The organism is Nocardia jejuensis NBRC 103114 (genome assembly GCF_001613145.1).
Classification (GTDB): domain Bacteria; phylum Actinomycetota; class Actinomycetes; order Mycobacteriales; family Mycobacteriaceae; genus Nocardia; species Nocardia jejuensis.
Window position 1 is genome coordinate 1 of the sequence record NZ_BDBU01000016.1, and the last position, 24952, is coordinate 24952.

24 protein-coding genes are annotated in these 24952 nt (G+C 68.1%); 13 read left to right on the forward strand and 11 right to left on the reverse strand.

The genetic code is table 11. The annotated features are described in order from the left end of the window. Positions 1-378: 378 nt before the first annotated feature. The 5 genes from rplU to NJ1_RS12095 all read left to right on the forward strand — a co-directional run bounded on the left by rplU (position 379) and on the right by NJ1_RS12095 (position 4770). On the forward strand, positions 379-690 hold the full coding sequence (rplU, locus tag NJ1_RS12075; protein ID WP_067692061.1) for a 50S ribosomal protein L21: 312 nt from the start codon (positions 379-381) through the stop codon (positions 688-690). Positions 691-777: 87 nt separating this feature from the next. After that, positions 778-1044 (forward strand): 50S ribosomal protein L27, encoded by a 267-nt coding sequence (gene rpmA, locus NJ1_RS12080; RefSeq protein WP_067692064.1) that lies wholly within the window; start codon positions 778-780, stop codon positions 1042-1044. A gap of 170 nt (positions 1045-1214) precedes the next feature. Next, complete coding sequence (gene obgE / locus NJ1_RS12085; RefSeq protein ID WP_067692820.1) at positions 1215-2666, forward strand: GTPase ObgE; 1452 nt, start codon at positions 1215-1217, stop codon at positions 2664-2666. Positions 2667-2751: 85 nt separating this feature from the next. Further along, a complete protein-coding gene (gene proB, locus NJ1_RS12090) occupies positions 2752-3852 on the forward strand; it encodes a glutamate 5-kinase (RefSeq protein ID WP_067692822.1) in 1101 nt (366 codons plus the stop codon). 405 nt (positions 3853-4257) lie between these two features. Further along, on the forward strand, positions 4258-4770 hold the full coding sequence (locus NJ1_RS12095; protein ID WP_245717346.1) for a DUF4254 domain-containing protein: 513 nt from the start codon (positions 4258-4260) through the stop codon (positions 4768-4770). A 107-nt stretch (positions 4771-4877) separates the two neighbouring features. Here the strand turns inward: NJ1_RS12095 and NJ1_RS12100 are convergent, their stop codons facing one another. From NJ1_RS12100 to NJ1_RS12115, 4 genes are all read right to left on the reverse strand, one after another. Beyond that, positions 4878-5975, reverse strand: coding sequence for a methyltransferase (locus tag NJ1_RS12100; protein ID WP_067692067.1), 1098 nt, complete (start codon positions 5973-5975; stop codon positions 4878-4880). A gap of 230 nt (positions 5976-6205) precedes the next feature. Continuing rightward, positions 6206-6610, reverse strand: coding sequence for a winged helix DNA-binding protein (locus tag NJ1_RS12105; RefSeq protein ID WP_067692070.1), 405 nt, complete (start codon positions 6608-6610; stop codon positions 6206-6208). A gap of 60 nt (positions 6611-6670) precedes the next feature. After that, positions 6671-8059 carry a DHA2 family efflux MFS transporter permease subunit gene (locus NJ1_RS12110; RefSeq protein ID WP_067692073.1) on the reverse strand — a complete coding sequence of 463 codons (1389 nt, stop codon included), beginning with the start codon at positions 8057-8059 and terminating at the stop codon, positions 6671-6673. 94 nt (positions 8060-8153) lie between these two features. Beyond that, on the reverse strand, positions 8154-8996 hold the full coding sequence (locus tag NJ1_RS12115) for an NAD(P)H-binding protein (protein WP_067692076.1): 843 nt from the start codon (positions 8994-8996) through the stop codon (positions 8154-8156). Positions 8997-9107: 111 nt separating this feature from the next. Between NJ1_RS12115 and NJ1_RS12120 the strand changes: the two genes are divergently transcribed. After that, entirely contained in the window at positions 9108-9590 is a 483-nt protein-coding gene (locus NJ1_RS12120) for a MarR family winged helix-turn-helix transcriptional regulator (RefSeq protein ID WP_067692080.1), read from the forward strand. A gap of 172 nt (positions 9591-9762) precedes the next feature. Here NJ1_RS12120 and NJ1_RS12125 read toward each other — a convergent pair whose 3' ends face one another. Beyond that, positions 9763-11919, reverse strand: coding sequence for a RecQ family ATP-dependent DNA helicase (locus NJ1_RS12125; RefSeq protein WP_084478049.1), 2157 nt, complete (start codon positions 11917-11919; stop codon positions 9763-9765). A gap of 222 nt (positions 11920-12141) precedes the next feature. Here NJ1_RS12125 and NJ1_RS12130 point away from each other — a divergent pair, with 222 nt between their 5' ends. Continuing rightward, complete coding sequence (locus NJ1_RS12130) at positions 12142-12624, forward strand: hypothetical protein (RefSeq protein ID WP_067692084.1); 483 nt, start codon at positions 12142-12144, stop codon at positions 12622-12624. A gap of 60 nt (positions 12625-12684) precedes the next feature. Here NJ1_RS12130 and NJ1_RS12135 read toward each other — a convergent pair whose 3' ends face one another. Further along, positions 12685-13908 carry an RtcB family protein gene (locus tag NJ1_RS12135; protein ID WP_067692088.1) on the reverse strand — a complete coding sequence of 408 codons (1224 nt, stop codon included), beginning with the start codon at positions 13906-13908 and terminating at the stop codon, positions 12685-12687. A gap of 366 nt (positions 13909-14274) precedes the next feature. Between NJ1_RS12135 and NJ1_RS12140 the strand changes: the two genes are divergently transcribed. Next, positions 14275-14751, forward strand: a complete 477-nt coding sequence (locus tag NJ1_RS12140; RefSeq protein ID WP_067692091.1) for a MarR family winged helix-turn-helix transcriptional regulator — start codon at positions 14275-14277, stop codon at positions 14749-14751. Then, a complete protein-coding gene (locus NJ1_RS12145) occupies positions 14748-15116 on the forward strand; it encodes a DUF5313 family protein (protein WP_174557072.1) in 369 nt (122 codons plus the stop codon). Before NJ1_RS12140 ends, NJ1_RS12145 begins: the two co-directional genes overlap by 4 nt. Before the next feature lie 174 nt (positions 15117-15290). Here the strand turns inward: NJ1_RS12145 and NJ1_RS12150 are convergent, their stop codons facing one another. From NJ1_RS12150 to NJ1_RS12165, 4 genes are all read right to left on the reverse strand, one after another. After that, entirely contained in the window at positions 15291-15713 is a 423-nt protein-coding gene (locus NJ1_RS12150; protein WP_067692094.1) for a DUF4189 domain-containing protein, read from the reverse strand. 134 nt (positions 15714-15847) lie between these two features. Further along, a complete protein-coding gene (lipP1, locus tag NJ1_RS12155) occupies positions 15848-16807 on the reverse strand; it encodes a LipP1 family hormone-sensitive lipase (RefSeq protein ID WP_067692097.1) in 960 nt (319 codons plus the stop codon). Positions 16808-16818: 11 nt separating this feature from the next. Continuing rightward, a complete protein-coding gene (locus NJ1_RS12160; protein WP_067692100.1) occupies positions 16819-17574 on the reverse strand; it encodes an SDR family NAD(P)-dependent oxidoreductase in 756 nt (251 codons plus the stop codon). 82 nt (positions 17575-17656) lie between these two features. Continuing rightward, complete coding sequence (locus tag NJ1_RS12165) at positions 17657-18784, reverse strand: LLM class flavin-dependent oxidoreductase (protein ID WP_067692103.1); 1128 nt, start codon at positions 18782-18784, stop codon at positions 17657-17659. Between the two features lie 151 nt (positions 18785-18935). Here NJ1_RS12165 and NJ1_RS12170 point away from each other — a divergent pair, with 151 nt between their 5' ends. Genes NJ1_RS12170 through NJ1_RS12185 form a run of 4 tightly spaced genes read left to right on the forward strand, consistent with a single transcriptional unit; the run spans position 18936 to position 23060 of the window. Further along, positions 18936-19691, forward strand: a complete 756-nt coding sequence (locus NJ1_RS12170) for a glucose 1-dehydrogenase (protein ID WP_067692106.1) — start codon at positions 18936-18938, stop codon at positions 19689-19691. A 15-nt stretch (positions 19692-19706) separates the two neighbouring features. Next, positions 19707-21467, forward strand: coding sequence for a 3-oxosteroid 1-dehydrogenase (gene kstD, locus NJ1_RS12175; RefSeq protein ID WP_067692109.1), 1761 nt, complete (start codon positions 19707-19709; stop codon positions 21465-21467). Between the two features lies 1 nt (position 21468). Continuing rightward, positions 21469-22200 carry a glucose 1-dehydrogenase gene (locus NJ1_RS12180; protein ID WP_067692112.1) on the forward strand — a complete coding sequence of 244 codons (732 nt, stop codon included), beginning with the start codon at positions 21469-21471 and terminating at the stop codon, positions 22198-22200. A 44-nt stretch (positions 22201-22244) separates the two neighbouring features. Continuing rightward, positions 22245-23060 (forward strand): SDR family NAD(P)-dependent oxidoreductase, encoded by an 816-nt coding sequence (locus NJ1_RS12185; protein ID WP_067692116.1) that lies wholly within the window; start codon positions 22245-22247, stop codon positions 23058-23060. A 109-nt stretch (positions 23061-23169) separates the two neighbouring features. Here the strand turns inward: NJ1_RS12185 and NJ1_RS12190 are convergent, their stop codons facing one another. Next, on the reverse strand, positions 23170-24831 hold the full coding sequence (locus NJ1_RS12190) for a FadD3 family acyl-CoA ligase (RefSeq protein ID WP_245717347.1): 1662 nt from the start codon (positions 24829-24831) through the stop codon (positions 23170-23172). Positions 24832-24952: the final 121 nt, after the last annotated feature.

Here is a 24952-nt window from a genome sequence, read left to right on the forward strand (position 1 = left end):
GCGCCGCCGCACCGCTGGTCGCCCCGCAGGCGCCCCGGAGGGCGGCAACTGATCTCCCACACCTGAACCGCCTCGGCCTCGCCGCAGTACGGCGAGGCCGAGGCGGTTTTCGGTACCCGGAGATGGCGTTAACCCCCGGTTTTGCTGGGGTTGGGCGTGTCCTGTAGTCTTTGACAGTCGCTGCCCCCGGCGTCAGCACTCTGCTGTGAATGTAGTGCTGTGAGAGCGTGGGCCTGGTTCTTCTACAGGAGCCATATGCCCCGAGGCGGCGGTGTATACCAGACCAGTCGTACGGCGGTTTCCGGTGAGAACCGGTGATTAGCCGTGTGAGCCTAGTGCGAAGCACTAATGAAGACATGAGAGAAGGGCAGCCGACCGATGGCAACGTACGCAATCGTCAAGACCGGCGGAAAGCAGTACAAGGTCGCGGTCGGTGACCTGGTGAAGGTCGAGAAGCTCGAGGGTGAGCCGGGTACCGCCGTGTCGCTGTCGCCGGTGCTGCTTGTTGATGGCGCCGAGCTGACCACCGACGCGGCCAAGCTGGCCAAGGTCTCGGTGTCCGCTGAAGTGGTCGAGCAGACCAAGGGCCCGAAGATCCGCATCCACAAGTTCAAGAACAAGACCGGCTACCACAAGCGTCAGGGCCACCGTCAGAAGCTGACGGTCCTGAAGGTCACCGGCATCAACTAAGTAGTCCGACCAGGGGCCAGCGCCCCGGGTACGAGCGCTGGGCTCACCGCCCCGCTCATACTCAAGACACTGCACGAGGAGTTTGAAATGGCACATAAGAAGGGTGCATCCAGCTCGCGCAACGGTCGCGACTCGAATGCCCAGCGGCTCGGCGTGAAGCGCTTCGGCGGTCAGGTCGTCAAGTCCGGCGAGATCCTGGTTCGCCAGCGTGGCACGCACTTCCACCCCGGCGTGAACGTCGGCCGTGGCGGCGACGACACCCTGTTCGCCCTCGCGGCGGGCTCGGTCGAGTTCGGCACCAAGCGTGGCCGCAAGACCATCAACATCGTGGTTCCGGAGCCGGTCTCGGCCTGAGCCGCCCGGAGCTTTTCTCCACACTCTTCGAAGCGGGTCAGGGTGCAACACACCCTGGCCCGTTTCGTTTTGTTTCAACACGGCGCTCGTTCCACACAGCGTTCGAATACCCGCGTTGTTCTCCTGACCAATGCGTAGACGACCAGTCCTGAAGGAGGATGATCACCGATATGTCCAAATTCATCGACCGTGTCGTAGTGCATGTCAGCGCGGGCAAGGGTGGGCACGGCTGCTCCTCGGTGCGCCGCGAGAAGTTCATGCCGCTCGGCGGTCCCGATGGCGGCAACGGCGGCAACGGCGGGGATGTGATCCTCGAGGTCGACCCCAATGTGCACACGCTGCTGGACTTCCATTTCCATCCGCACGCCAAGGGCGGCAACGGCAAGCCCGGTGAGGGCAACAACCGCAACGGCAAACAGGGTGAGGGTCTGCTGCTGAAGGTGCCGGACGGCACCATGATCCTGGGCAGCGACGGTGAGCTGCTGGCCGACATGGTCGGTGTCGGCACCCGCTACACCGCCGCCCTGGGTGGTCGCGGCGGTCTGGGCAATGCCGCGCTGGTCTCCAAGGCGCGCAAGGCTCCCGGTTTCGCGCTGCTCGGTGAGGCCGGGCAGGAACGGGACCTGGTCCTGGAACTGAAGTCGGTCGCGGATGTGGGCCTGGTCGGCTTCCCGTCGGCCGGTAAGTCCTCGCTGGTGTCGGTGCTGTCGGCGGCCAAGCCGAAGATCGCCGATTACCCGTTCACCACGCTGGTGCCGAACCTCGGCGTGGTCCAGTCCGGTGACACCACCTTCACCATGGCCGACGTGCCGGGCCTGATCCCCGGTGCGAGCGAGGGCCGTGGTCTGGGCCTGGACTTCCTGCGCCATCTCGAGCGCTGCGCGGTGCTCGCCCACGTGGTGGACTGCGCCACACTGGATCCGGGTCGCGACCCGATCTCCGATGTCGACGCGCTCGAGGCCGAATTGGCTTCGTACAAGTCGGAATTGAAGGATGACGCCAGCCTGGGTGATCTGGCGGATCGTCCGCGCGTGGTCATCCTCAACAAGGCCGATATCCCGGACGCCCAGGAACTCGCCGATATGGTGACCCCGGAGTTCGCCAAGCGCGGCTGGCCGGTCTTCACCATCTCGGCCGTGAGCCGGGAAGGCTTGCGGCCGTTGACTTTCGCGCTGGCCGAGTTGGTCTCGGAGTATCGTGCCAAGGCCCCCGTCGTCGAGCCGACCCGCACCGTCATTCGCCCGGTTGCCAAGGGCGAGAGCGGATTCAAGGTCAAGCCCGATCCCGAGGTGCCCGGCGGCTTCCTGGTCATCGGTGAGCGCCCGGAGCGCTGGGTGGCGCAGACCCAGTTCGACAACGACGAGGCCGTCGGCTACCTGGCGGATCGTCTGGCTCGCCTGGGTGTCGAGGACGCGCTGGTCAAGCTGGGCGCCCAGCCGGGCTGCTCGGTGACCATCGGTGATTACATGTTCGACTGGGAGCCGCAGGTCTCCGCCGGTGTGGAGACGCTGCTGACCCGTCGTGGCGTGGATCCGCGACTCGAGCAGAACGAGCGCATCGGCGCCTCGGAGCGCAAGCACGCCTCGCGTGCGCGCCGTGGTCTGCTGGACGAGAACGACTAGACGGTCCGGTGCGGCGGTAGCCTTACCGCGGGCGAATTGAGGTGTGGTGCAGGTGAGTTCGAGTATCACGCGGGCGGAGTCCGGGCTGAGCGGGGCCCGGCACGCCGTCGCGACCGCACGCAGTGTCGTCGTCAAGATCGGATCCTCCGCGCTGACGAGCATGGCGGGCGGCCTGGACACCGATCGGCTGGATCAGCTCGCCGACGCGGTGGAGGCCCGCATGCGGGCCGGTTCCGATGTGGTGGTGGTCTCCTCGGGCGCGATCGGCGCGGGGATGGCGCCGCTCGGATTGTCCAAGCGCCCCAAGGATCTCGCGACCAAGCAGGCCGCGGCCAGCGTCGGTCAACTGGCGCTCGCGCACGCCTGGGGCACCTCGTTCGCGCGGTACGGCCGCGTCGTGGGTCAGGTGCTGTTGAGCGCCGGTGACTTCGGCCGGCGTGAGCATCATCGCAACGCCCAGCGCACTCTGGATCGACTGCGGTCGCTGCACGCCATCGCCGTGGTGAACGAAAACGACACCGTCGCAACGGAAGAGATCCGTTTCGGCGACAACGACCGGCTGGCCGCGCTGGTCGCGCACCTGGTGGGCGCGGACGCGCTGGTGCTGCTGTCGGACGTGGACGGACTCTACGACGGTGATCCCCGCAAGGGCGCCGCCACGTTCATCCCCGAGGTGCGCAGCAGCGCCGATCTGGACGGCGTCATCGCCGGTAGCGGTGGTGCGCTCGGCACCGGCGGGATGGCCTCCAAACTCTCCGCCGCGCGCCTGGCCGCCGATGCCGGCGTGCCCGTGCTGCTGGCCGCGGCCTCCGACGCCGCCGCGGCCCTGGCCGGCGCGACCACCGGCACCGCCTTCGCCGCGCGCCCGGTTCGACTGTCCGCCCGCAAGTTCTGGGTCCGCCACGCCGCCGATTCGCACGGCGCCGTGCATTTGGACGCCGGCGCCGTCGATGCCGTTGCGGGCAGCCGTCGTTCGCTGCTGGCCGCGGGAATCACGGAGGTGGCCGGTCGTTTCCACGGCGGTGACGTGATCGATCTGATCGATCCCGACGGCCGGATCGTCGGTCGCGGCGTGGTCTCCTACGACAGCGACGAACTCGAATCCATGCGCGGGCGCTCCACGAGCGAACTCCCCGACAGCATGCAGCGCCCGGTCGTGCACGCGGACGATCTGGTCAAGGTCTGAGCGCACGGCGGGTTCCCTCGTCGGGGTCGCACCCGCGCGCGCGTCATCGCCGGGTCCGAGTGTCATCCTCCTGGACATTCCGATCGGGTGTCGATCGCGGGGCGAGGTCGGTCGTATTCTGCTCTCCCACAGGGTAATTGCGGTCATAAATACTGGTCGGCCGCTTTTTTAGTCGTGTGTCGACCGGCGTGGCGGGGTGAAGGGCGGCGTAAAGCCGTGGAAAGGGCAGTGGGCGGACGCCGTTCCCGGCGCATCCTGGAATTGCACCCGGCGCCGAATCGAGATGTGCCCTTCGCCGATAAGCGGTTGCCAGGATCCGGCGCGGTCCGCCCTTGCCGCGCCGGGCTCGCGGTCCCAGCTACCGCCCGCGGCGCCGGGTGCGCCCGCACCGCCGTGGAGGTAGGTATGCATGTACCGCAACCTGACAGCACAGGTATGTGGCGGGCGAGCGGCCGCGACGGCTCCTTCGGGAATCGTCACCGGGCCTTCGAGTTTCGCCCCCCGCTGCCCGACTGGCATGAACTGTTGGCCGCGTTCTGCGGTCACATCGGGGATGAGCCCGACGACCATCCGGTGACCCGCTGGGCCCGGGAGCTCGCCGAACTGCACCTGGTGCGCCGGGAACTGCCCGGTGACGCCGGTGGCATCGACGAGCTACGGGTGCAACGCGTGAGCTTCATCGACGAGTGGGTGACCGGCCGGGCGCTGCCGAGGGGTGTAGCGCGCGCCGATTCACTCGGAGCGATCGTGGACGATATGGCCGCCGCGCACGTGTACGCGATCCACCTGCTTCGGACGGCACGGAAGGTGTCCGACGAGGAGGTGCACGCGGCCTGGTTCCTGTTGGCGCGCATGGCCGATGGCTGGACCGATCGCGCGGCGGAGGTCGTGGTGCCCCGGGAACGGCGCTCCGCGTGATCGCCGCGGGCGTGATTCTGACCGCCTGATTCTCGCGGTGACCGGCGCAGGGGGCTGGTCACCGCGAGCCACACGTACCGACCGAGTCCGGCTCGGGCGTGCGGGGCTCACCGAATCGGCCGAGCCTCCAGCACACAGTCCGGTGCGGCCGTCGAGACGACGCGGGTGAGCGCGAATCCGGCTCGAGCGAGAAGGTTTCCGAAGTCGGTCTCGCTGCGTTCGCGACCGGTGGTGTTGATCAGCATTTCGAGGTCGATGAACTTACCGGGGTGCGGGCGGCCGTGTTTCGGGATCACGATCTCGATGACGAGCAGCGTCGCATCGGGTTTCATGGCCGCGCGCACCGTGCGAAGGATGCGCTCGGCCTCCGCGTCCGACCAGTCGTGCACGATGTGTTTGAGGATGTAGGCGTCGCCGCCCCCGGGGACCGCCTCGAAGAACGATCCGGCCTCCACACTCAGCCGATCGCCGAGCCCGACCTGCTCGAAGTGCGCCGAGAGTTCCTTCACCACCTCGGGCAGGTCGAAGACGATGCCGCGCGCGGCCTCGGTGCGGCGCAGAATGTCGACGAGCAGACTGCCCTGTCCGCCGCCCAGGTCCACCAGGGTGCCGAATCGCCCGAAATCGTAGGCTGCCAGCAGTGGATCCACCGAGAGCGTGCTGATGCTGGTCATGGCATTGTCGAAGAGGTCGCCGATGTCGCGGTGCTCGGCGGTGTACTCGAAGAAACTCGCGCCGTCCACGGCCGGACCGACCGGTTGCCCGGTGCGCACGGCATCGGCGAGATGCGTCCAGTGCGTGCGGTGATAACCGGATCCGAAGAACAGGAACAGATCTCGCAGCGTGACCGGGGCCTCGCTGCGCAGCGCCTGGGAGATCGAGTTCAGTTCGTACGAGCCGTCCCGGCGCTCCCGGAAGATGTCGAAGCTGACGAGCAGCCGCATGAGCCGCCGCAGCGCGTCCTCGTCGGCGCCGATGGCGCGGGCCAGGTCCTCGGGCTGCCGGGGTCCCTCCGCCAGCGCGTCGGCGATACCCAGTTGCGCGGCAGCGGGAATGGCTTGCGCGAGGAATCCGGTCATCTGCATTTCGAGCAGTGCGATATGCCCGGGAACCAGCCGCCGATGGAGCGCGGCCAGCGCGTCGCGGAACATGCCCAGCGCGCGCAGCAGGGGGAGTGGTGGAAGCTTCGGTGATTCGGACGCCATGACGACTCCCAAAGGTCGCGGGCTGCACGGACGAATCGAGATTACGCGCATTCGGCCTGAACGCGGCGGTTTGCCCGGCGTTGCCGCGCGGATACTGCGCGGTCTGGAGCCGGGGTCCGGTGCGCACCGTGCGAGCTCGGGGTAACCGGACAGGGGGATCGGGGTACCGACGACGCGACAAACGACCGGGCGCGGACCGAAGGGTGGTCCGCGCCCGGTCGCCGGGATACTCAGTGGGATTCGAGATTGTGGGTGATGCGCTCGAGGACCGAGACGGCCGTGCGGTAGTCGTCGAGTGTGATTCCGGCGGTGGACAATTCGCGGAAGGCGTCGACGCGGACCGCGACCGCGGCGAGCCGTTCGGCGCCCTCCGCGGTGAGAACGAGCCGGTCGGCCCGGGGACGCCGCGTCCATCCGGCGGCGAGGAGCGTGTCGACGGCGGCGATGAGGCTCTCGCGATCGGCATTGGCCTCGAGAATCGAGTAGACCTCGGTGTCGGCGACATCGGTGCCGTCCTGGACGACATTGAGGATCTGCCAGCCGAGGCGGGTGAGCGCGAACTCGGCGAGCATGGTGTTCATGTAGCCGGTGAGCGCGGCGTCGGTGCGGTTGAGCCAGTAGCCGATCGGTTTCATGGGATCACTCTCTTTCCAAGGGTGTGGGAACGATGGTGTGGGAAAACAAGGGTGTGGGAATCAGTGGGATTCGGGCTGTGCGTGCCGGGGCAGCAGCAGCGCGAGTGCGCAGCAGGCGATCACGGTGCCCGCGATGACCGCGAGGGCGGGGACGGCGCCGCTGGTGTGAAAGTAGACGGTGGTGACGGCGGCGGCGCCGATGCTGTTGGCCAGCTGCTGGACGGCGGAGAGCGAACCGCTCGCGCTGCCGGCTTCGACGGGGTCGATATCGCCGAGGGCGACTCGATAGATGCTGCCGAAGCACACGCCCATGCCGAGGCCGGTGAGGAAGATCGGTGCGGTCAGGGTCCACGGGGTGGGGTCGGTGACGGCGATGACGGTGAGCAGCGCCAGTGCGCCGGACAGGGTCAGGAGCAGGCCGATGACGACCAGGACGCGGCCCAGGCGATCGAGTAGCTGATGCGAGGCGATGGAGGCGACGATGATGCCGACGGCCAGCGGCGCGAGGTTGAGCGCGGCCTGAGTCGGGTTGCGGTGCAACACTTCCTGCAGATACAGCGAGAGCACGAACAGCAGTCCCGCGGTGGCGGCGAAGAAGCCGAGCCCGAGCAGCAGGCCGCCGGTGAAGCCGCGATTGCGCAGCAGCGACGGTTCGATGAGTGGGTGGGCCGCACGGTGCTGGCGCAGGCAGAACAGGGCGAAGAAGCCGAGGCCGATCAACAGCGAGAGGATCGGCCGGGCGGTCCAGCCGTTGGCGGGGCCGTCGATCAGGCCGTACAGCACCCCGAGCATGGCGGCGGCGAGCAGTCCGGAGCCGAGGCCGTCGACCACGACGGCGCGATCGCCCTCGTCGCGGGGCAGCAGCCACACGGCGAGCACCGTGGCGAGGCCGCCGAGCACGATATTGATCAGGAACATCGAGCGCCAGCCGAGGCCGAAAAGGTCTGCGTCGATGAGGAATCCGGCGAGAATGGGTCCGCAGACGGCGGAGAGGCCGAGGATGGGGGCGAAGGCGCCGAACGCCTTGCCGAGCTCCTCGCGGGGGAAGACGGCCCCGAGGATGCCGAAGCCCTGCGGGATGAGCAGGGCGCCGAAAGCGCCCTGCAGTATGCGAAACACGATGATCGAGGCGGGCTCACCGGCCAGACCGCAGGCGACCGAGGCGAGCGTGAAGCCGATGATGCCGATCAGGAACAGGCGGCGGCGGCCGAACTTGTCGCCGAGCCGCCCGCCGACGACGAGAAGCACGCCCATCGCCAATGCGTAAGCGGCGCCGAGCCATTGGATGAGCGAGGCGCCGCCGCCGAGATCGGCGGCGATGGTGGGTGCGGCGATGGTGGTGATGGTGGAGTCGAGCAGATCGATGATCTCGGCGAAGAGGATGACGGCGAGGATGGCCCAGCGCAGGCGAGCGGAGACGGGCGTGGCGGGGGTCAGTACTGCGGACATGAGAGACCTAGTCGGGAGGGGCCCGGCGGGGCCGGGCCGAAAGCTGATGTGTGCGAGGGCGCAGGTGCGGCTGCGGGCTCATGGGCGTGCGGGGTCAGGAGCGGGAGAAGGCCGAGGCGTTGTCGCGAACCCACTGCGCGAAGTCGCGGGCGGGGGTGCCCAGCAGGGTGTCGGTGGTGTCGGCGACGGTCTCGGGATGTTCGGTGGCCGAGGCCCAGAAGTCGAGCAGGGTGCCGGCCATGGCGGGCGGCATGTGCGCGGTCATCTGGTCGAGGGCTTCGGCGTGGCTGATGTGCACCAGCGGGATATCGCGGCCGAGCACCTCGGAGACGATGGCGAGCTGCTCGCGGAAGGTCAGGGCGTGCGGGCCGGACAGGCTGAAGGTGCCGCCGCGCACGGCGTGACCCTCGAACGCGGCGAACGCGATATCGGCGATGTCGTCGGTGTGGATGGGGGTGATGCCCGCGTCGGGGTAGGCGAGCTGGATGGGCAGATCGTTCCCGATGAAGTAGGCCCAGCCGAGGGAATTGCTCGCGAAGGCGCCGGGTCGCAGGACGGTGGTGGTGATATCCGATGCGGCGAGGGCGTTCTCGACGGTGAGGTGGTGGGCGCCGATCGGGTCGTCGGCAGCGTCGGGCGCCAGCACCGCGGAGGAGGACATCAGCACGATGTGCTCGACGCCGGCGGCGCGGGCCGCGGTGATGAAGGCGTCGATTCCGGCGGGTTCGGCGTAGAGGAACACCTGGCGGATGCCCTTCAGTGCGGCGTCGAAGGTCTCGGGATCGGTGAGTCGCAGTTCGGCGGTGTCGACACCGTCCGGGGCGGTGAGGGCGGCCGGGTCGGCGCCGGCGACGCGGACGGGCAGGCCGGCGGTGTGCAGGCGGGCGACGAGAGCTCGGCTGATCTTGCCGCGAGCGCCGGTGACGAGAGTGGTCATGGGGTTCTCCGTTCGAGAAAGTATGTGTGCCGTTGTGCAATTACATGTTCTCATGCACACGATTGAGTGTCAACACATGTATTCGAGTGGACATGCATATACGATGCGCATATGACTGCAAAAGACTCACGCACCGCCGATGACCTGCTGAATGCCGTGGGACCGGCCTTCAGCAAGCTGCGGCGGACGGCACTGTTGGAGGTCGAAAACCCCATCTCCGCAAAGGATCTCAACCGAACGCTGGTGCTCAATCTGGTGCTGGAGCACAGCCGGAACTCGGAGGTGACGGTCGGCATGCTGGCGGAGTTCCTGGGCGTGGACCCCTCGGTCGCCAGCCGCATGGTCAGCGACAACATCAAGGCCGGATATCTGATCCGGGCGGCCTCGCAGGAGGACGGCCGCCGCACCGTTCTGCAGCTGAGCCCCGAGGGGGTCGACCTCATGGCGCGCTACCGCAAACACCAGCGCGACGCGTACGACTACATCACCGCGGAGTGGCCCGACCAGGACCGCCTGGAATTCGCGCGCCTGATGATCAAGTACGTCGACTCGCTCGAAGGCCTGAAGGACCGCGGCCTGGCCAAGGACGCCTAGGCCGTCGGGGCGCCGGCCGGCTCGAGGCTCACGGTTCCCCGACGGGTGAATCCGGGTAGGCCACGGTGCCGGGATCGCGTGCGGACAGCCAGCCGCCGAAGCCCGTCTCGCCCGGTGGCTCGGCTCGGCCGCAGGAGCATCCGCTGGCTCGGTTCCGCGCCGCGGGCGGCACTCAGGACGGCGTGGCCAGGGCGAACGGCAGGACCGCGTCGGCTCCGGCCGCGCGGAGCAGGTGAGCGGCCATGGTGAAAGTCCAGCCGGAGTCCGAGAGTGCGTCCACCAGCAGGATCGGCCCCTGCACATCGGTGAGATCCGGTGTCTCCCAGGCATTGTGGAGAGCCGCCACCCGGTGGGCGGAGTTGGCCGCGGAGACCGGGGGAGTGTCGGGCCGCAGGTGCAGGATGCCGAGATTCTCCAGCCTGCCCACCTCGGCGAGGCGGGCGGCCAGCGAGGTGGTCAGCAGGGGATACCGGGGAGACTCCAGCGCCATGACGGCGGTGGGGCGCTGGGCCCAATTCCATTCGCGCAGTACGGTCGTGCACGCCTTGAACACCTCATCGGGAACCTGCGCGTCGGGTCCGTCGAGAATCGCGCGCAGGCGCTGACCCCAGCCGAGATTGCTGAGCCGGCCCAGCACCCGGCCGGTCTCGGCGCCACCGGAGATCTTGCCGGACAGCGAGATTCCCAGCTTCGACATACCGGTCGGCCACTGCTTCCGGGGTGCGAGGTCGATGCCCGGGCGGTCCAGGCGGGCCCGGATGGCGCTGAGATCCTCGGTGTCCACGGCGGTGTCGGCGCGGGTGCCGGTGCAGTTGTCGCAGCGGCCGCACCCCGGAGCGTCGGCGGTGAGGCCCGGATCGTCGAGCTGGCGGCGCAGGAAGTTCATCCGGCATTCGGCGGTGGACTGATACTCGATCATCGCCTGCTGCTCGGACTCCCGGGCGATCGAGAGCCGTTCGTAGCGTTCGGTGTCGTAGACCCACGGCTGCCCGGTGCCGATCCAGCCGCCGCGCACCCGCTGCACCGCGCCGTCCACATCCAGCACCTTGAGCACCATTTCCAGGCGCGAGCGATTGAGTTCCACCAGCGGTTCCAGCGCGGCGGTGGAGAGCGGGCGGTCCGAGCCGAGCGCCTCGAGCACCGAACGCACGATGTGCTCGCGCGGGAAGGCCACCGATGCGAAGTAGCTCCAGATCTGGCGGTCCTCCGGCCCGGGCAGCAGCACCACCTCGGCGCGTTCGGTGCCGCGTCCGGCACGGCCGACCTGCTGGTAGTACGAGATGGGGGAGGAGGGCGCACCGACGTGCACGACGAACCCGAGATCGGGTTTGTCGAATCCCATACCCAGGGCCGAGGTGGCTATGAGCGCCTTCACCTCGTTGTTCAGCAGCGCGGCTTCCAGGGCCTCGCGTTCGTCCGGGTCGGTCTGGCCGGTGTACGCGGCGACGGTGTGGCCGTGTGAGTTCAGCACGTCGGCCAGGTCCTGCGCGGCGGCGACGGTGAGCGAATAGACGATGCCGGAACCGGGCAGTTCGTGTAGGCGCTTGCTGAGCCAAGCGGTGCGTTCGACCGAATCCGCGATCCGGACCACGGACAGGTGCAGTGATTCGCGATCGAGGGTGCCGCGCAGCACCAGGGTGTCGGTGCCGATCTGGGTCGCCACGTCGGTGACCACGCGGTCGTTGGCGGTGGCGGTGGTGGCCAGCACCGGGACGTCCGAGCCGAGATCGGCGATGAGGGTGCGGATTCGGCGGTAGTCGGGCCGGAAGTCGTGACCCCAGTCCGAGACGCAGTGCGCCTCGTCGATCACTACCAGGCCCGCGTCGGCGGCCAGCTTGGGCAGCACCGAATCGCGGAAGTCCGGATTGTTGAGCCGCTCGGGGCTCACCAGCAGCACGTCGATATCGCCGGAGGCGACGCTGGCGTGGATCTCGTCCCACTCGGTGACATTGCCGGAATTGATGGTCGCCGCGACGACTCCCGCGCGCTCGGCGGCGGCCACCTGGTTGCGCATCAGCGCCAGCAGCGGGGACACGATGACGGTCGGGCCGCGCCCGGCAGCCCGCAGCAGTTTCGCCGAGATGAAGTAGACGGCCGATTTACCCCAGCCGGTGCGCTGCACCACCAGCGCGCGCCGCCGCTGCACGACGAGCGCCTCGATGGCTGTCCACTGATCCTCGCGCAGCCGGGCCTGGGGACCGGCCAGTTCGCGCAGCAGTGCCTCGGCGGTCTCGCGCAGATCACCCGCTCCGGACTGCTCTCCCGGCAGGTCACGGGTCGGTTCGGTGGTGGGCGCGGTATCCGGATCGGTCGAGGTCACGCGTTCCATGCTGCCCTACCGCACCGACACTCGACCCTTGCCGCTCACCTTCGCACCCCGGCGCGCCGCTATCGGCTCGATTCTGGAGTGGATTGTCTGAACTGTCCGAAAGTAGATGAAGCCGCGAGCGCACCTTCGTTGCGGTGGAGTCAAGATCAGGCGTAATCCCCTCCGGCGAAGGACAATAGGGGTTCGGGGGGCTGTGTGGTGCCCCCTGGTGCAGGAGGCGTGATGCCCGAGAAGTTCCCATCCCCCGCCGGCTGGACTCCGCCCGGTGCGCAGTTCCGGACCACCGGCACCGTCTCGCGCACTGTGACCGGGACGATAGTGGGCCTGGTGGTGACGCCGATCGGCATAGCGTTCGCGGCCCGTGGCGCCGCCTCCACCCGGGAATGGGTGATCCTCGGCGACTTCGGCGACCGGCTCGGCGCCACCCTGCAGATCCTGGTCGGCGCGGCCCTGTTCCTGCTGGTGGCGGCCATGGCGGGCTACTCGGCGGTGGGCACCCTGGTGGCGGGCCTGGTCTGGGGCGTGCTGCCCGGCCTGATCCACATGATCTTCCCGCACGACACCTTCCGCCTGATCGGCGATCTACCCGGGATCTCCGACGAGATGCACGTGGCCCTGTTCGAATGGCTCTCGACCGGATTCCCGCTCATAGTCGGCATTCTGTTGATCGGCGCGGGTGTGGCGACGACGCTGCGCCGCCGATGACACCGCGCCCGCAGTGGATTCCACTGCGGGCGCGACATTTTCGCTCCGGCCTCGGCCGGTTCACCCCTTGACGCAGAGCACCTGCCGCAGCGTCGCCACCACATCCACCAGGTTCCCCTGCGCCGCGATGACCTGATCGATGTCCTTGTAGGCCGCCGGAATCTCATCGACCACTCCGGCGTCCTTGCGCGACTCGACCCCCTCGGTCTGTGCGACGAGGTCGGCCACCGTGAACTGCCGCTTGGCCGCGTTCCGGCTCATCCGGCGTCCCGCCCCGTGTGATGCGGACTGGAAAGAATCCGGATTCCCCTTCCCGCGCACCACATACGACCGGGTCCCCATCGATCCCGGAATCAGCGCGAGATCACCCTTGCCCGCCCGCACCGCGCCCTTGCGGGTCACCAGCATCGGAGCCCCGTCGATGACCTCCTCGGACACGTAGTTGTGGTGGCACGAGATGGTCTCGTCGAACCCCACGGTGTGCCCGTCGAATTCCTCGCGCACGGCCTTGCACACCAGCGCCAGCATGACGGCCCGGTTCCGCGCCGCATACTCCTGCGCCCAGCTCAGATCTCGCCGATAGGCGTCCATCTCCGAGGTTCGGGAAAGGAATACCGCCAAATCCCGATCCACCAAATTCTTGTTGTGCGGCAACCCCCGCGCCACCGACATATGCCGCTCCGCGATCTCCTTACCGATATTCCGGCTCCCGGAATGCAGCAGAATCCACACGCGCTGCTCGGTATCGAGGCAGAGTTCGACAAAGTGATTCCCTGATCCAAGCGTGCCGATCTGCTTGTGCGCTTTGGATTCCCGCGCATGAACGGCCGGATCCAGCATTTCGAATGCCTTCCAGAACCGCTCCCATCCAGCGCGCATGGTGGTGCCCGCAGCGCGCTGCCCCGAAATCTCGGCATTGAGCCGATTCACATTCACCGGCTCGTCGTGCGCCCCGAATCCGACCGGCACCGCCGCCTCGATCCGAGACCGCAACGACCGCAGGCTATCCGGTAGATCCGAGGCCCGCAGGGACGTCCGCACGGCTTCCATTCCACACCCGATATCGACACCGACAGCCGCCGGCGACACCGCATCCCGCATGGCGATGACCGACCCGACCGTCGCGCCCTTCCCCAGGTGAACATCCGGCATCACCCGCACCCCGTGCACCCATTCCAGATTCGCGATATTCCGAAGCTGTTGCAGCGCAGCAGCGTCGACCTCGTGCTCGTGGGCCCACATGAGCGTCCGCGCTCGCGTACCGCGCAGCTCGACGGGAAACATTGGACTGTCCTTTCCTTGACTGTCCACCACGGTAAATGTCGTAACCATCCGGCTGCACCTCATTATTCGATGCCCGCGAGCGGATTCGCGCCCAGGCTTTCCGGCCCGATATTTCCTGACCCGGCGCCAATCGTGTCGTGCGGCAGCTGTCCATGCGGCGCGTCCGGCATCACCGTGAGCTGCGCGAGGGCCGGGCTGCCCGGTGGCTACGCGACGCCGACCACATCGCCCCGGAGTCGTCGGACCGCACGGTGCGCTGTCGCGGGCGCTGGTCCGACGGTGACGTCCCTCACTCTCCGATCGCGTGCCAACAGTTAGTGCATTAACTATTATTGCCCTAACAGATGGTGATCGAGGAGGTCGGTCGTGGAAGCGAGTGTCGAGGATCCGCTGCGGCTGGATCGGCAGGTGTGTTTCGCGCTGGCGGTGGCCAATCGGGCGGTGCTGGCGGTGTATCGGCCGCTGCTGGAGCCGATGGGGCTGACGCATCCGCAGTATCTGGTGATGCTGGCGCTGTGGGGCGAGGCGCCGATGTCGGTGAAGGACATCGGGGAGGCCATTCAGCTCGATTCGCCGACGCTGTCGCCGCTGCTCAAACGGTTGGAGGCGGCGGGGCTCATCACGCGGCGAAGGGACGTGCAGGACGAGCGCAATCTCGTCGTCGACCTGACCGCGCAGGGCCGGGAGTTGCGCTCGCAGGCCGAGCGGATTCCGCCCGCGGTGGTGGAGCGGCTGGGTGTGAGCCTGGCCGATCTGGAGGAATTGCGCGATGTGCTCAACCGCGTCAATCAGGCAGCTCGGCGTCCCGCTCCCGCTGCCGCCGAGAAGGGATCGCCCGCATGAAACGCCCGAATCCGATCCAGTGGGTCGGCTACGCCTGCGGTCGCCGGCTGCCGGATTCCATGCAGCAGTGGGTCCGTAACGATCTCACCGGAACCTTCGCGTTCCCACGGCATCTCGTACGCGGGCTGTTTCCGCTGATTCCGATCTTCGCCCTGTTTCTGCTGTTCCCCGGCGAACTCTGGATTCGCGGCGCGATGATTCTGCTCGCGGTGCTGCTGGCGCTGTTCTACATCGTCGCCTATATGCCGATGAATCGCGCCCACCGGCTCGCGAAGCACGGTCTCCCACAGGATTTGGAGAATCCGCAGCGAGCCTCGCGTCGCGCGGCCGAGCGGGCGGCCTACGAGGCCCGCTACCCGCACTGAGCCGAAACCCTGGAGCGGGCTCGCTCCCCGGACCGCCTACGCGTGGGGGTGAGCGCGATCGCGCACCGGCTCCGAGACTCCGGCGTCCTCGTGCCGCGGGCGGTCGGCTCGCGATACGGGTGATCGACCGGCGACGCCGATCGCTCACCCGGCACTACGGCATGAACCGCCCTCCTACTGAACGTTTTTCGTGCACCCCGATGCGACGACGGCGGCCGCCCGCGGGGTCGAACTGCCGAGATCGGGGAAGGCGGGCGCACTCTCGCCGAGCCCGGCGACCGCCGCCTGCTCGGCGTCCGCGAGCGAACCGCCCGCGGCCCAACCCCAGCGCCCGTCCGCGCCCCGCGCGATGGCCCCGCAGCCGTCGGCGAAGTTCAGCACGATCTCGCAGTCGTAATTGGCGCAGTCGCGGATCGCGGCGGCGTCGGCCTTGACCTTGCTGGTCTGGTCGGTCGTGACGACCGCGGTGTTCTTGAGCCGGGAGACCGCGATATTGCCGTAGTACTGGGCCGCCGCGTCGGCGGGCCCGGCGGCGGCCACGGAACAGCCCGCGGCGGTGACGGCGGCGGCGAATGCGGCGGTACGTGCGAACGACAAGTGAAACCCCGTTGTTTAGACGATCATCCAACAGCCGCGATGGTAGACGGTGATCAACTACGCGCGAGTGTCTTTCGGCTGGGACCGCGCTGAGAAACAGTCGACTCGTGGATGAACGGCGCCCCGCCGCGCGATCACGGCACCTCGGTGACCGTGCGGGTGAGCGCGCGTCGCAGCGCGGTGAACGCGGAGGCGTTGGCGCGCTGCGTTTCTCGCAGATGGAACGCCATGGACATGAACCCGTGCACGGTCCCGTCCCAGCGGTGCATCTCGACCTCGATGCCCGCCTCGCGCAGGCGGCGACCGTACTCCTCGGCCTCGTCGCGCAGCGGATCGAACTCCGCGGTGGCGATGTGCGCGGGCGGCAGCCCGGTGAGATCGGCGACGGTCGGATTCGCGTAGGGGTCCGTCGCATCGGCTCCGGTGCTCAGATACTGCCGCCAGTACCAGCGCAGGTGGGTGGCGGTCGTGAAGTAGCCCTCGGCGTTCTCGGTGTACGAGGCGCTGTCGCAGGCCGGATCCAGCATCGGATACATGAGCAGCTGGAACACGATGTCCGGTCCGCCGTTGTCGCGCGCGTGGAGCGCGGCGACGGTGGCGAGGTTGCCGCCCGCGCTGTCACCGGCGACCGCGATCCGATCCGGATCACCCCCGAGGGATTCGGCATTGTCCGCGACCCAGCGCAGCACCGCGTACGCGTCCTGTGCGGCGGCGGGGAACCGGGCCTCGGGCGCCCGGCGGTAGTCCACCGACACCACGATCACCCCGGCCTCGTTCGCCATGGTCCGGCAGAACCGGTCGTGACTGTCCAAGCCGCACAGCACGAATCCGCCGCCGTGATAGAACACCACCACCCCGGGCGTGCTCTCGGCATCGAGCGGCCGATAGAGCCGCACCGGCACTTCCGGCGCTCCCGCCGGTCCGGGAACCAGCCATTCCTCTACTCCCGCAACGGGAATCGGTTCCATGACAGGTGTGGATCGTGCGGCCAGGAACGCGCGGGCTTCGGCGGCGTCGAGCACCTCGGTGCCCAGCGCGGGGAACGCGGCCGTCGCGGCCTCCACGAGGTCTCGCCATTCGGGGGACAGGGGCATCGCTGGTTTCCCTACTGCATGTTTCGCGGAATGAACTTGCCGGCGGCGAGTCCGCCGTCGACGGTGACCTCCGCACCGGTGATGTACGCGGCGGCATCGGAGGCCAGGAACGCGACCAGTTCGGCGACCTCCTCGGGCAGCCCCGAGCGCTCCAGCGGCAGCGTCGGAAAGCTGCCCGGCCCGGTGGTCAGGTACGGCACCATCGGGGTGGCGATCGGCCCGGGATGCACCGAGTTGACCCGGATCTGAGACGGGCCCAGCTCCAGCGCCGCGATCTTGCTCAGGCCACGCAGACCCCACTTGGACGAGCCGTAGGCGGAGTGGTTCATCAGACCTTCGAGCCCGGCCTGCGAGGAGATGTTCACGATCGAACCGCCCCCGGCCGCCGTCATGGCGGGCAGCACCGCCTTGATTCCGTTGAACGCACCGAGGAGGTTGACCTTCAGGATTCGTTCCAGCTCTTCGGAACTCGTCTCCACGAGCGGCTTCATGAGGTAGATGGCGGCATTGTTCACCAGGACGTCCAGCCTGCCGAAGGCCGAGATTCCGGCCGCGACGGCGGCATCCCAGCTCTCGGTGTCGGTCACGTCGTGGCGCACGAAAATCGCTGCCTCGCCCAGTGATTCGGCGAGCTCCTTGCCCTCTGCCTCGAGCACGTCGGTGATGATCACTTTCGCGCCGCGTTCGACGAACAGTCGCGCCTCGGCCGCGCCTTGACCGCGAGCGGCGCCGGTGATCAGGGCGACTTTGCCGTTCAGTTCAGCCATTTCGATTCCTTGTCTTCGGGATGGATTTGTCGTTGCGTCGGTGCTGGTTTCGGTGGTGGCGACACGAGGACTCGCTCCGTCACTACCTCTCGCGGAAGTGCGGGATGACCTTCTCGCCCCACTGCCGGATGGTCTCCAGGCACGCGTCCTGCGGGACGGTGCCCATCTGGATCAGGCACAGGATCTCGTCGGCCCCGGCGGCCCGCAGCCGCTCGACGTAGGCGATCGCGTCCTCGGCGTTGCCGTAGGCGTGCTCGGTATTGAAGATGGCGGTGGACCCGGATTTCACCGGAATCCTGGCTTCGTGCAGGTAGGCGACGTGTTCCTCGGCCGCTTCCCGCATCTTGGCGACCTGGTCGACGCCGGGTTCCACGGCCTCGTCGGGTACCGGCCCCGCGCCGTAGTAGTGCTTGATGGCCTGGGCGAAGAACCGCTGTCCGCGCGCGCCGATCTGCCGTGCCCGCTCTCGATCCTCCAGCACGATGGTCGGGCACAGCGCCGCGAAGTGATCGTTGACCACGGTGGAGACGAACCGTTCCCCGGTGCGCTCGGCGATCGCGGCGTCGTAGATGCCGCGCAGCTCCGCGATCTCCTCGACGCCGGCGAAACCCAGGACCAGCGCGCCGATTCCGTAGTCGGCGGCCAGTTTCAGCGTGTCCTTCCTGGTGCACGCCATGAACAGCGGCGGATGGGGCCGCTGGACCGGGCGTGGCAGCAGGTGGTGCGGCGAGATGTCGAGAAGCTCACCGCGGTACTCGAATTCGCCCTCCGGATCCTGCCAGGCCGCCGCGATCATCCGCAGCGAGTCCTCGACCTCCCGATGGGTGCGGGCCGGATCCACCCCGCACATCGAGGTCTCCACCGCGGTCGCCCCGCGCCCCGCGCCGAGGTTCAGCCGGCCGCCGGAGAGCACGTCGAGCATGGCGGCGCGCTCGGCGGCCCGCACCGGATGGTTGAAGTGGAACGGCATGCACACCACGCCGTGCCCGATCCGGATCCGCTCGGTCTTGGCGGCCACCCAGGTCAGGAAGATCTCCGGCGCGCTCATGTGGGCGTACCACTTGAGCCCGTGGTGCTCGACCGCCCAGACGGTGTCGAATCCGACCTGGTCGGCGAGGATCGCCTGCTCGACGCACTCGCGCAGCACTTGGGCCTCGTGCGCGGCGGTGGGGTCGGCCATCTGCGCTTCGAAGATCATCGAGAACTTCATCCGGGGCTCCTGAATCGCTATGCCTAACCGAAATAGTTCAGGACCCATACCTTCAGGTCATTCAGGTGTCTCAGTGGCCGGGACCACATCGTGCCGGGGGTCCCCATCGCCCTTAGCGTCGGAATCCAAGGCTCAGGAAGGACGGGAATCGGTGGGACAGCTGGACGGGAAGGTCGCCCTGGTCACGGGTGGCGCACGGGGGATGGGCGCGGAGCATGTGCGCCGCTTCGTCGCCGAGGGCGCGCGAGTGGTCTTCGGTGATGTGCTGGACGAGGAAGGCAAGGCCCTGGCCGCCGAACTCGGCGCGGCCGTCCACTACGTGCACCACGATGTCACCAGTGAAAGTGACTGGCAGGCAGCCGTTTCCGAGACCGTCGAGCGGTTCGGCCGCCTCGATGTGCTGGTGAACAACGCCGGCATCCTGCGCTTCTCGAAGATCGCGGACATGAGCCTGGACGAGTTCAACACCATCATGGCGATCAACGTCACGGGCTCGTGGCTCGGCATCAAGACCGCCGCGCCCGCCCTGACCGCGGCCGGCGGCGGTTCCATCGTCAACGTGTCCTCGGTCGAGGGCTTCGTCGGCGCGTCCGGCCTGGCCGCGTACAGCGCGAGCAAGTTCGCGCTGCGCGGTCTCACCAAGTCCGCCGCTCGGGAATTGGGGCACTCGGGTATCCGGGTGAACTCGATCCATCCCGGCGGTATCGCCACCCCGATGACCGCGTCCGTGGCCGGCGCGAGCGGTGTGGACGGCAACACCTTCTTCTCCGAACTGCCCATTCCGCGCTGGGGTCAGCCCGCCGAGGTCTCCGAGGTGGCGCTGTTCCTGGCGTCCGACGCCTCGAGCTACTGCACCGGCGGCGAGTTCGTCGTCGACGGCGGCATGCTCACCAGTTGCGGCTACTAAGGACTGATACTGCACATGGAATTCGAATTCGACGTCGTTGTCGTGGGTTCCGGCGCCGCGGGGATGACCGCCGCGCTGACCGCCGCCTACCGTGGCCTGTCGGTCACCCTGATCGAGAAGAGCCGCCTGTTCGGCGGGTCCACCGCGCGCTCGGGCGGCGGCATCTGGATCCCGAACAATCCGGTGCTGAACGCCGCCGGAGTGCCGGACAGCCCGGAAATGGCCCGCACCTACCTGAAAGCCGTTGTCGGCGATCGGGTTCCGGACGAGAAGCAGCGGGCATTCCTGGACAGGGGCCCGGAGATGATGTCCTACATCGGGGCTCGCTCCAAGCACTGGGAATTCGCTTACGATCGCGGCTATTCCGACTATCACCCGGAGTACCCGGGCGGTCTGGCGCAGGGCCGCAGTATCGAGCCCAAGCCGATCGACGGCCGTCTGCTCGGCGGTGATCTGCACAAGATCAACCAGCCGACCATGTCCGCGCCCAAGGGAATCGCCATCACGGTCAAGGACTTCCACGACCTGAACATGATCGCGCGCACCTGGGCGGGCAAGAAGACCGCCGTGAAGGTCGGTGCGCTGACCGCGTTGAACATGATCAAGGGCGCGCTGCCGCTGAGCCTGGGCAAGGCGCTGGCCGCGCGGCTGTGGCTGTCGCTGCGCGACGCGGGCGTTCCGGTGTGGTTGAGCACCCCGCTGACCGAGCTGATCACCGAGGGCGGCGCCGTCGTCGGCGTGCGGGTCGAGCACGAGGGGCGTGCGGTCACCATCAAGGCGCGGCGCGGGGTGATCCTGGCCGCCGGTGGTTTCGAGCACAACCTGGAGATGCGCAAGCAGTACCTCTCCGGTCCGCAGTCCACCGAGTGGACCGTGGGCGCGGTCGAGAACGTCGGTGAGGGCATCCTCGCGGGCCAGAACGTCGGCGGCGCGGTCGATCTCATGGACGACGCCTGGTGGGGTCCGTCGGTGCGCAGCCCCGAGAACCGGCCGCCGTTCTTCTGCCTGGCCGAGCGCTCGCAGCCCGGCGCCATCATGGTCAACGACAACGGTGAGCGCTTCGTCAACGAGTCCGCGCCGTATGTGAACGTGGTGCACAAGATGTACGAGATGCACGCCCAGGGCGTGGGCAGCATTCCGGCGCACTTCATCTTCGATCAGAACTTCCGCGACCGGTACCTGTTCCTCGGCAATTTCCCCAAGCGCCCGCTGCCGCAGAAGTACTACGACACCGGCATCGTCAAGCAGGCCGCGACGCTCGCGGAATTGGCTGCGCAGCTGGGCATTCCGGCGGACAGGCTGGCCGCGACCGTGGAGCGCTTCAACGTGTTCGCGAAGAACGGCCGGGACGAGGACTTCCAGCGCGGGGATTCGGCGTACGACCGCTACTACGGCGATCCGACCGTCACACCGAATCCGACTCTCGCACCGCTCGAACGCGGCCCGTTCTACGCGGTGGAGATGGTGCCCGGCGACCTGGGCACCAAGGGCGGTCTGGTCACCGACGAGCACGCCCGCGTCCTGGACGAGCAGGGCGCGGTGATCCGCGGCCTGTACGCGGCGGGCAACAACTCCGCCGCGGTCATGGGCAACGACTACGCCGGCGCGGGCGCGACGATCGGTCCCGCCATGACCTTCGGCTACATCGCCGCCAATCACCTCGCCGATCTGGAACCGGCTGCGGCCGTGGCGACTTCGGCTGCCGACGGCGTCCCGGAAACCGCAGCGCCCACGCGCGCCTCCCGCCGCGCGACCGCGCAGAACCAGGAGCGCTGAGATGGGACGGGTCGACACCAAGCACGTCATCGTCACCGGTGGCGCGCGCGGCATGGGTGCGGCATTCGCCCGCACGCTCGCCGCCGAGGGTTCGAAGGTCGTCATCACCGACGTGCTGCTCGAGGAGGGCGCCGCGCTGGCCGCCGAGATCGGCGAATCCGCGCTGTTCCTGCCGCTGGACGTCACCGACGAGGGCGCGTGGAACGAGGTGGTCGCCACCGCCGAGGCCGCGTTCGGCCCGGTCTCGGGGCTGGTCAACAATGCGGGCATCGTGCACGTGGATCCGATCGAGAAGCTCTCGGAAGCGGACTACCGCAGGGTCATCGACGTCAACCAGGTCGGCGTCTTCCTGGGGATGAAGGCCGTGATCGGGTCCATGCGCCGCGCGGGCATCGGATCGATCGTGAACATCTCCTCGACCGGCGGCCTGATCGGCTACTCCAACATCCTGGGTTACGTGGCGTCCAAGTGGGCGGTGCGCGGGATGAGCAAGACCGCCGCGCAGGAGTTCGCGCCCGACAACGTCCGGGTCAACTCCGTACATCCGGGCATCGTCGCCACCGAGATGGTCGCGACGTCCGCACGTTCCAGCTCGATCGCGGCCACTCAGCCGATCGCGCGCCCCGGCACCCCCGAGGAACTCGCCAATCTGGTGCTGTTCCTCATCTCGGACGACTCCTCCTACAGCACCGGCTCGGAATTCATCGCCGACGGCGGCTTCACCACTCAATAGCACGACCAACGTCAGCACGACCGACTTCTCGAAGGACATTGGCCATGAAGGACTTCCACGGCAAGGTCGCCGTCATCACGGGTGCCGGCGCGGGCATCGGCCGGGCGCTCGCGCTCGAACTGGCTCGCAACGGCGCGCGGCTGGCGCTGTCGGGCCGCTCGATCGACAGCGTCGCCGAGACCGCGGCGCTGTGCGAGAAGGAGGGCGCCAAGGCCCGCGCCTACAAGCTGGACGTGTCCGATCGCGCCGCCGTGTACGCGCACGCCGATGAGGTCGTATCCGATTTCGGCACGGTCAACATCGTGATCAACAATGCCGGTGTCTCGCTCACCGCCAATGTCGAGGACGTCGCCTGGGACGACTTCGAATGGATCTTCAACATCAATTTCTGGGGCACCGCGCACGGCACGAAGGCGTTCCTGCCGCACGTCATCGCCTCCGGTGACGGCCATATCGCCAATGTGTCCAGCATGTTCGGACTGGTGGCCTGCCCGAGCCAGAGCGGATACAGCTCCTCGAAGTACGCCATGCACGCGTTCACCGACGCGCTGCGCCAGGAGATGATCATCGCGGAGAACAATGTCGGCGTCTCGAGCGTGCACCCGGGCATGATCAAGACCGAGATCGCCTGGAAGGCACGCGCTTCGGCGAATCGCGATCGTGATGCCCTGGCCGCCAACTTCGACGGGCTGGCCAAGACCACCCCCGAGGAATGCGCCCGGACCATCCTGGACGGCATCCGCAAGAACAAGCCGCTCATCCTGATCGGCAAGGACGCCAAGGCCATGAACGTCATGCGCCGTCTGCTCGGGTCGGGCTACATGAAGCCGCTGACCTCGCAGATGCGCAAGGAAATCTGAGTCCCGCCACCAGGATCCGCGTCCGGTCGCCTATCCGCGATCCCGGTCTCCGGACGGCGACCGTAGCCCCGAGCCCCTGCAGCCCGGGGCTATCGGTCGTGAATATGGTTCAGGCGGGCGGCTTTCGCAGCGAAGCCTTGTTCACCTTGCCGCCGGCATTGCGGGGCAGGCTGTCGGCGAACAGCACCTCCCGGGGCACCTTGTAACTCGCGAGCCGCGTGGTTGACCACGCGATGAGGGCGGCCGGATCCACCGTGACGCCGCGGGTGGCGACCACCACCGCCCGGCCGACCTCGCCGAGTCGCTCGTCGGGAACGCCGACCACGGCGACATCCTCGATATCGGGGTGCTGCAACAGGATTCGCTCGATCTCGGCCGGATAGGCGTTGAAGCCGCCGACGATGAACATGTCCTTCAACCTGTCGGTGATCCGCAGATAGCCGCTCTCGTCCAGGGTTCCGACATCGCCGGTGTGCAGGAACCCCTCACCGTCGACGGCTTCGGCGGTGGCCGCGGGGTCGTCGAGGTATCCGAGCATGACGTTCGGCCCACGGACCGTGATCTCGCCCGCCGCCCCGGTGATCACCGGTTGCCCCTGGCGATCGATGATGCGGATCTCGGTACCCGGCAATGCCTTTCCGACCGTTCCGGCGACGAGTTCGGTGGCCGCGGCGGGCGGGCAGACCGACACCACGCCGATGGATTCGGTCAGCCCGTAGGCGGTGAACACGTAGGGCACCCGCAGGTCCTCGCGAATGCGATCCACCAGCTCCTCGGGAATGGTGGCCCCGCCGGTGCCCGCCAGCCGCAGCGACCCCAGCATGTATTCGCGGTATCCGGCGTTGAGCAGGTCGGTGAACAGGGTTGGGGGACCGGCCAATACGGTGATCCGCTCGTTCTCGATCAGCTGCAGCGCGACATCCGGATCGAAGCGTTCGATCGGCACCATCGTCGCCGTGCGCAGCAGGCAGGCCAGGATTCCGGCCTTGTATCCGAAGGTGTGCGAGAAGGGATTCACCAGCAGGTACCGGTCGCGGGGGCGCAGGGTGACCGCGTCGGCCCACTGCGCGAACACCTCCAGGGTCTGGCGGTGGGTGGCGAGCACGCCCTTGGGTGCTCCGGTGGTGCCGGAGGTGAACAGGATGTCGCACACCGAATCCGGATCGATCCCGTCGGTGCGCGCCCAGGCGTCGTCCGGTGCGATGACCGTGCCCGGGGCCAGAAACCCCGCCCACGAACTGATGTCCCACTGCGCCGGGCTTTCTCCGAGTGAATCGTCGAGCAGGATCAGGTGTTCCAGCGCGGGCAGTTCGCGACCGGAGTCGGCGAGCATCGCCGGATAGTCGTTGCCCAGGAACGTCTGCACCGTGCAGACCGCGGTGGCTCGGCTGCGGGCCAGGACCTCGGCGACCTCCGGACCGCGCAGCCGGGTGCTGATCGGCACCAGGGTCGCGCCCGCACCGAGCATGCCCAGGGCGCTCACGATCCATCGGACGCTGTTGGGCGCCCACATGCCAACCCGGTCACCGGGCTCGATTCCGGAGGCCATGGCCGCACGGGTCGCCGCCTGCACCTCGATCGCGAGTTCGGCGAAGCTCAGGCGCCCCAGCGGCCCGGAAACGGCCACGGCGTCCGGGTACCGCCGCGCCCGGTCCGCCACCAGGGCCGGAATGGTCGAAATCGGTGCGCCCACTGTGTGCGAGCCGATGGACGCCGAATGCCGCCGATCCATGCGCCCATCCTGCCGCACCACCCCACCCTTGTCGCTCACATTTCGAGTGCCATCCCGCTGACCGGGCGTGCCAGGAGTGACGCGCCGCCCCAGCGCGGTGAGCGGGACCGCGAGCGGGAGCGGCGGTCCGCTGATCGGGATGCGGGTTGGGTGTGTGGGT

Bases quoted from the DNA above. Each gene is read 5' to 3' on its own strand.
- rplU (WP_067692061.1), top strand. From the start codon at position 379: ATGGCAACGTACGCAATCGTCAAGACCGGCGGAAAGCAGTACAAGGTC.
- NJ1_RS12115 (WP_067692076.1), bottom strand. From the start codon at position 8,996: ATGACCACTCTCGTCACCGGCGCTCGCGGCAAGATCAGCCGAGCTCTC.
- NJ1_RS12095 (WP_245717346.1), top strand. From the start codon at position 4,258: ATGCATGTACCGCAACCTGACAGCACAGGTATGTGGCGGGCGAGCGGC.
- NJ1_RS12130 (WP_067692084.1), top strand. From the start codon at position 12,142: ATGCCCGAGAAGTTCCCATCCCCCGCCGGCTGGACTCCGCCCGGTGCG.
- NJ1_RS12125 (WP_084478049.1), bottom strand. From the start codon at position 11,919: ATGGAACGCGTGACCTCGACCGATCCGGATACCGCGCCCACCACCGAA.
- NJ1_RS12180 (WP_067692112.1), top strand. From the start codon at position 21,469: ATGGGACGGGTCGACACCAAGCACGTCATCGTCACCGGTGGCGCGCGC.
- NJ1_RS12120 (WP_067692080.1), top strand. From the start codon at position 9,108: ATGACTGCAAAAGACTCACGCACCGCCGATGACCTGCTGAATGCCGTG.
- NJ1_RS12165 (WP_067692103.1), bottom strand. From the start codon at position 18,784: ATGAAGTTCTCGATGATCTTCGAAGCGCAGATGGCCGACCCCACCGCC.
- NJ1_RS12110 (WP_067692073.1), bottom strand. From the start codon at position 8,059: ATGTCCGCAGTACTGACCCCCGCCACGCCCGTCTCCGCTCGCCTGCGC.
- obgE (WP_067692820.1), top strand. From the start codon at position 1,215: ATGTCCAAATTCATCGACCGTGTCGTAGTGCATGTCAGCGCGGGCAAG.
- NJ1_RS12105 (WP_067692070.1), bottom strand. From the start codon at position 6,610: ATGAAACCGATCGGCTACTGGCTCAACCGCACCGACGCCGCGCTCACC.
- NJ1_RS12185 (WP_067692116.1), top strand. From the start codon at position 22,245: ATGAAGGACTTCCACGGCAAGGTCGCCGTCATCACGGGTGCCGGCGCG.
- NJ1_RS12100 (WP_067692067.1), bottom strand. From the start codon at position 5,975: ATGGCGTCCGAATCACCGAAGCTTCCACCACTCCCCCTGCTGCGCGCG.
- kstD (WP_067692109.1), top strand. From the start codon at position 19,707: ATGGAATTCGAATTCGACGTCGTTGTCGTGGGTTCCGGCGCCGCGGGG.
- NJ1_RS12160 (WP_067692100.1), bottom strand. From the start codon at position 17,574: ATGGCTGAACTGAACGGCAAAGTCGCCCTGATCACCGGCGCCGCTCGC.
- NJ1_RS12145 (WP_174557072.1), top strand. From the start codon at position 14,748: ATGAAACGCCCGAATCCGATCCAGTGGGTCGGCTACGCCTGCGGTCGC.
- rpmA (WP_067692064.1), top strand. From the start codon at position 778: ATGGCACATAAGAAGGGTGCATCCAGCTCGCGCAACGGTCGCGACTCG.
- lipP1 (WP_067692097.1), bottom strand. From the start codon at position 16,807: ATGCCCCTGTCCCCCGAATGGCGAGACCTCGTGGAGGCCGCGACGGCC.
- NJ1_RS12135 (WP_067692088.1), bottom strand. From the start codon at position 13,908: ATGTTTCCCGTCGAGCTGCGCGGTACGCGAGCGCGGACGCTCATGTGG.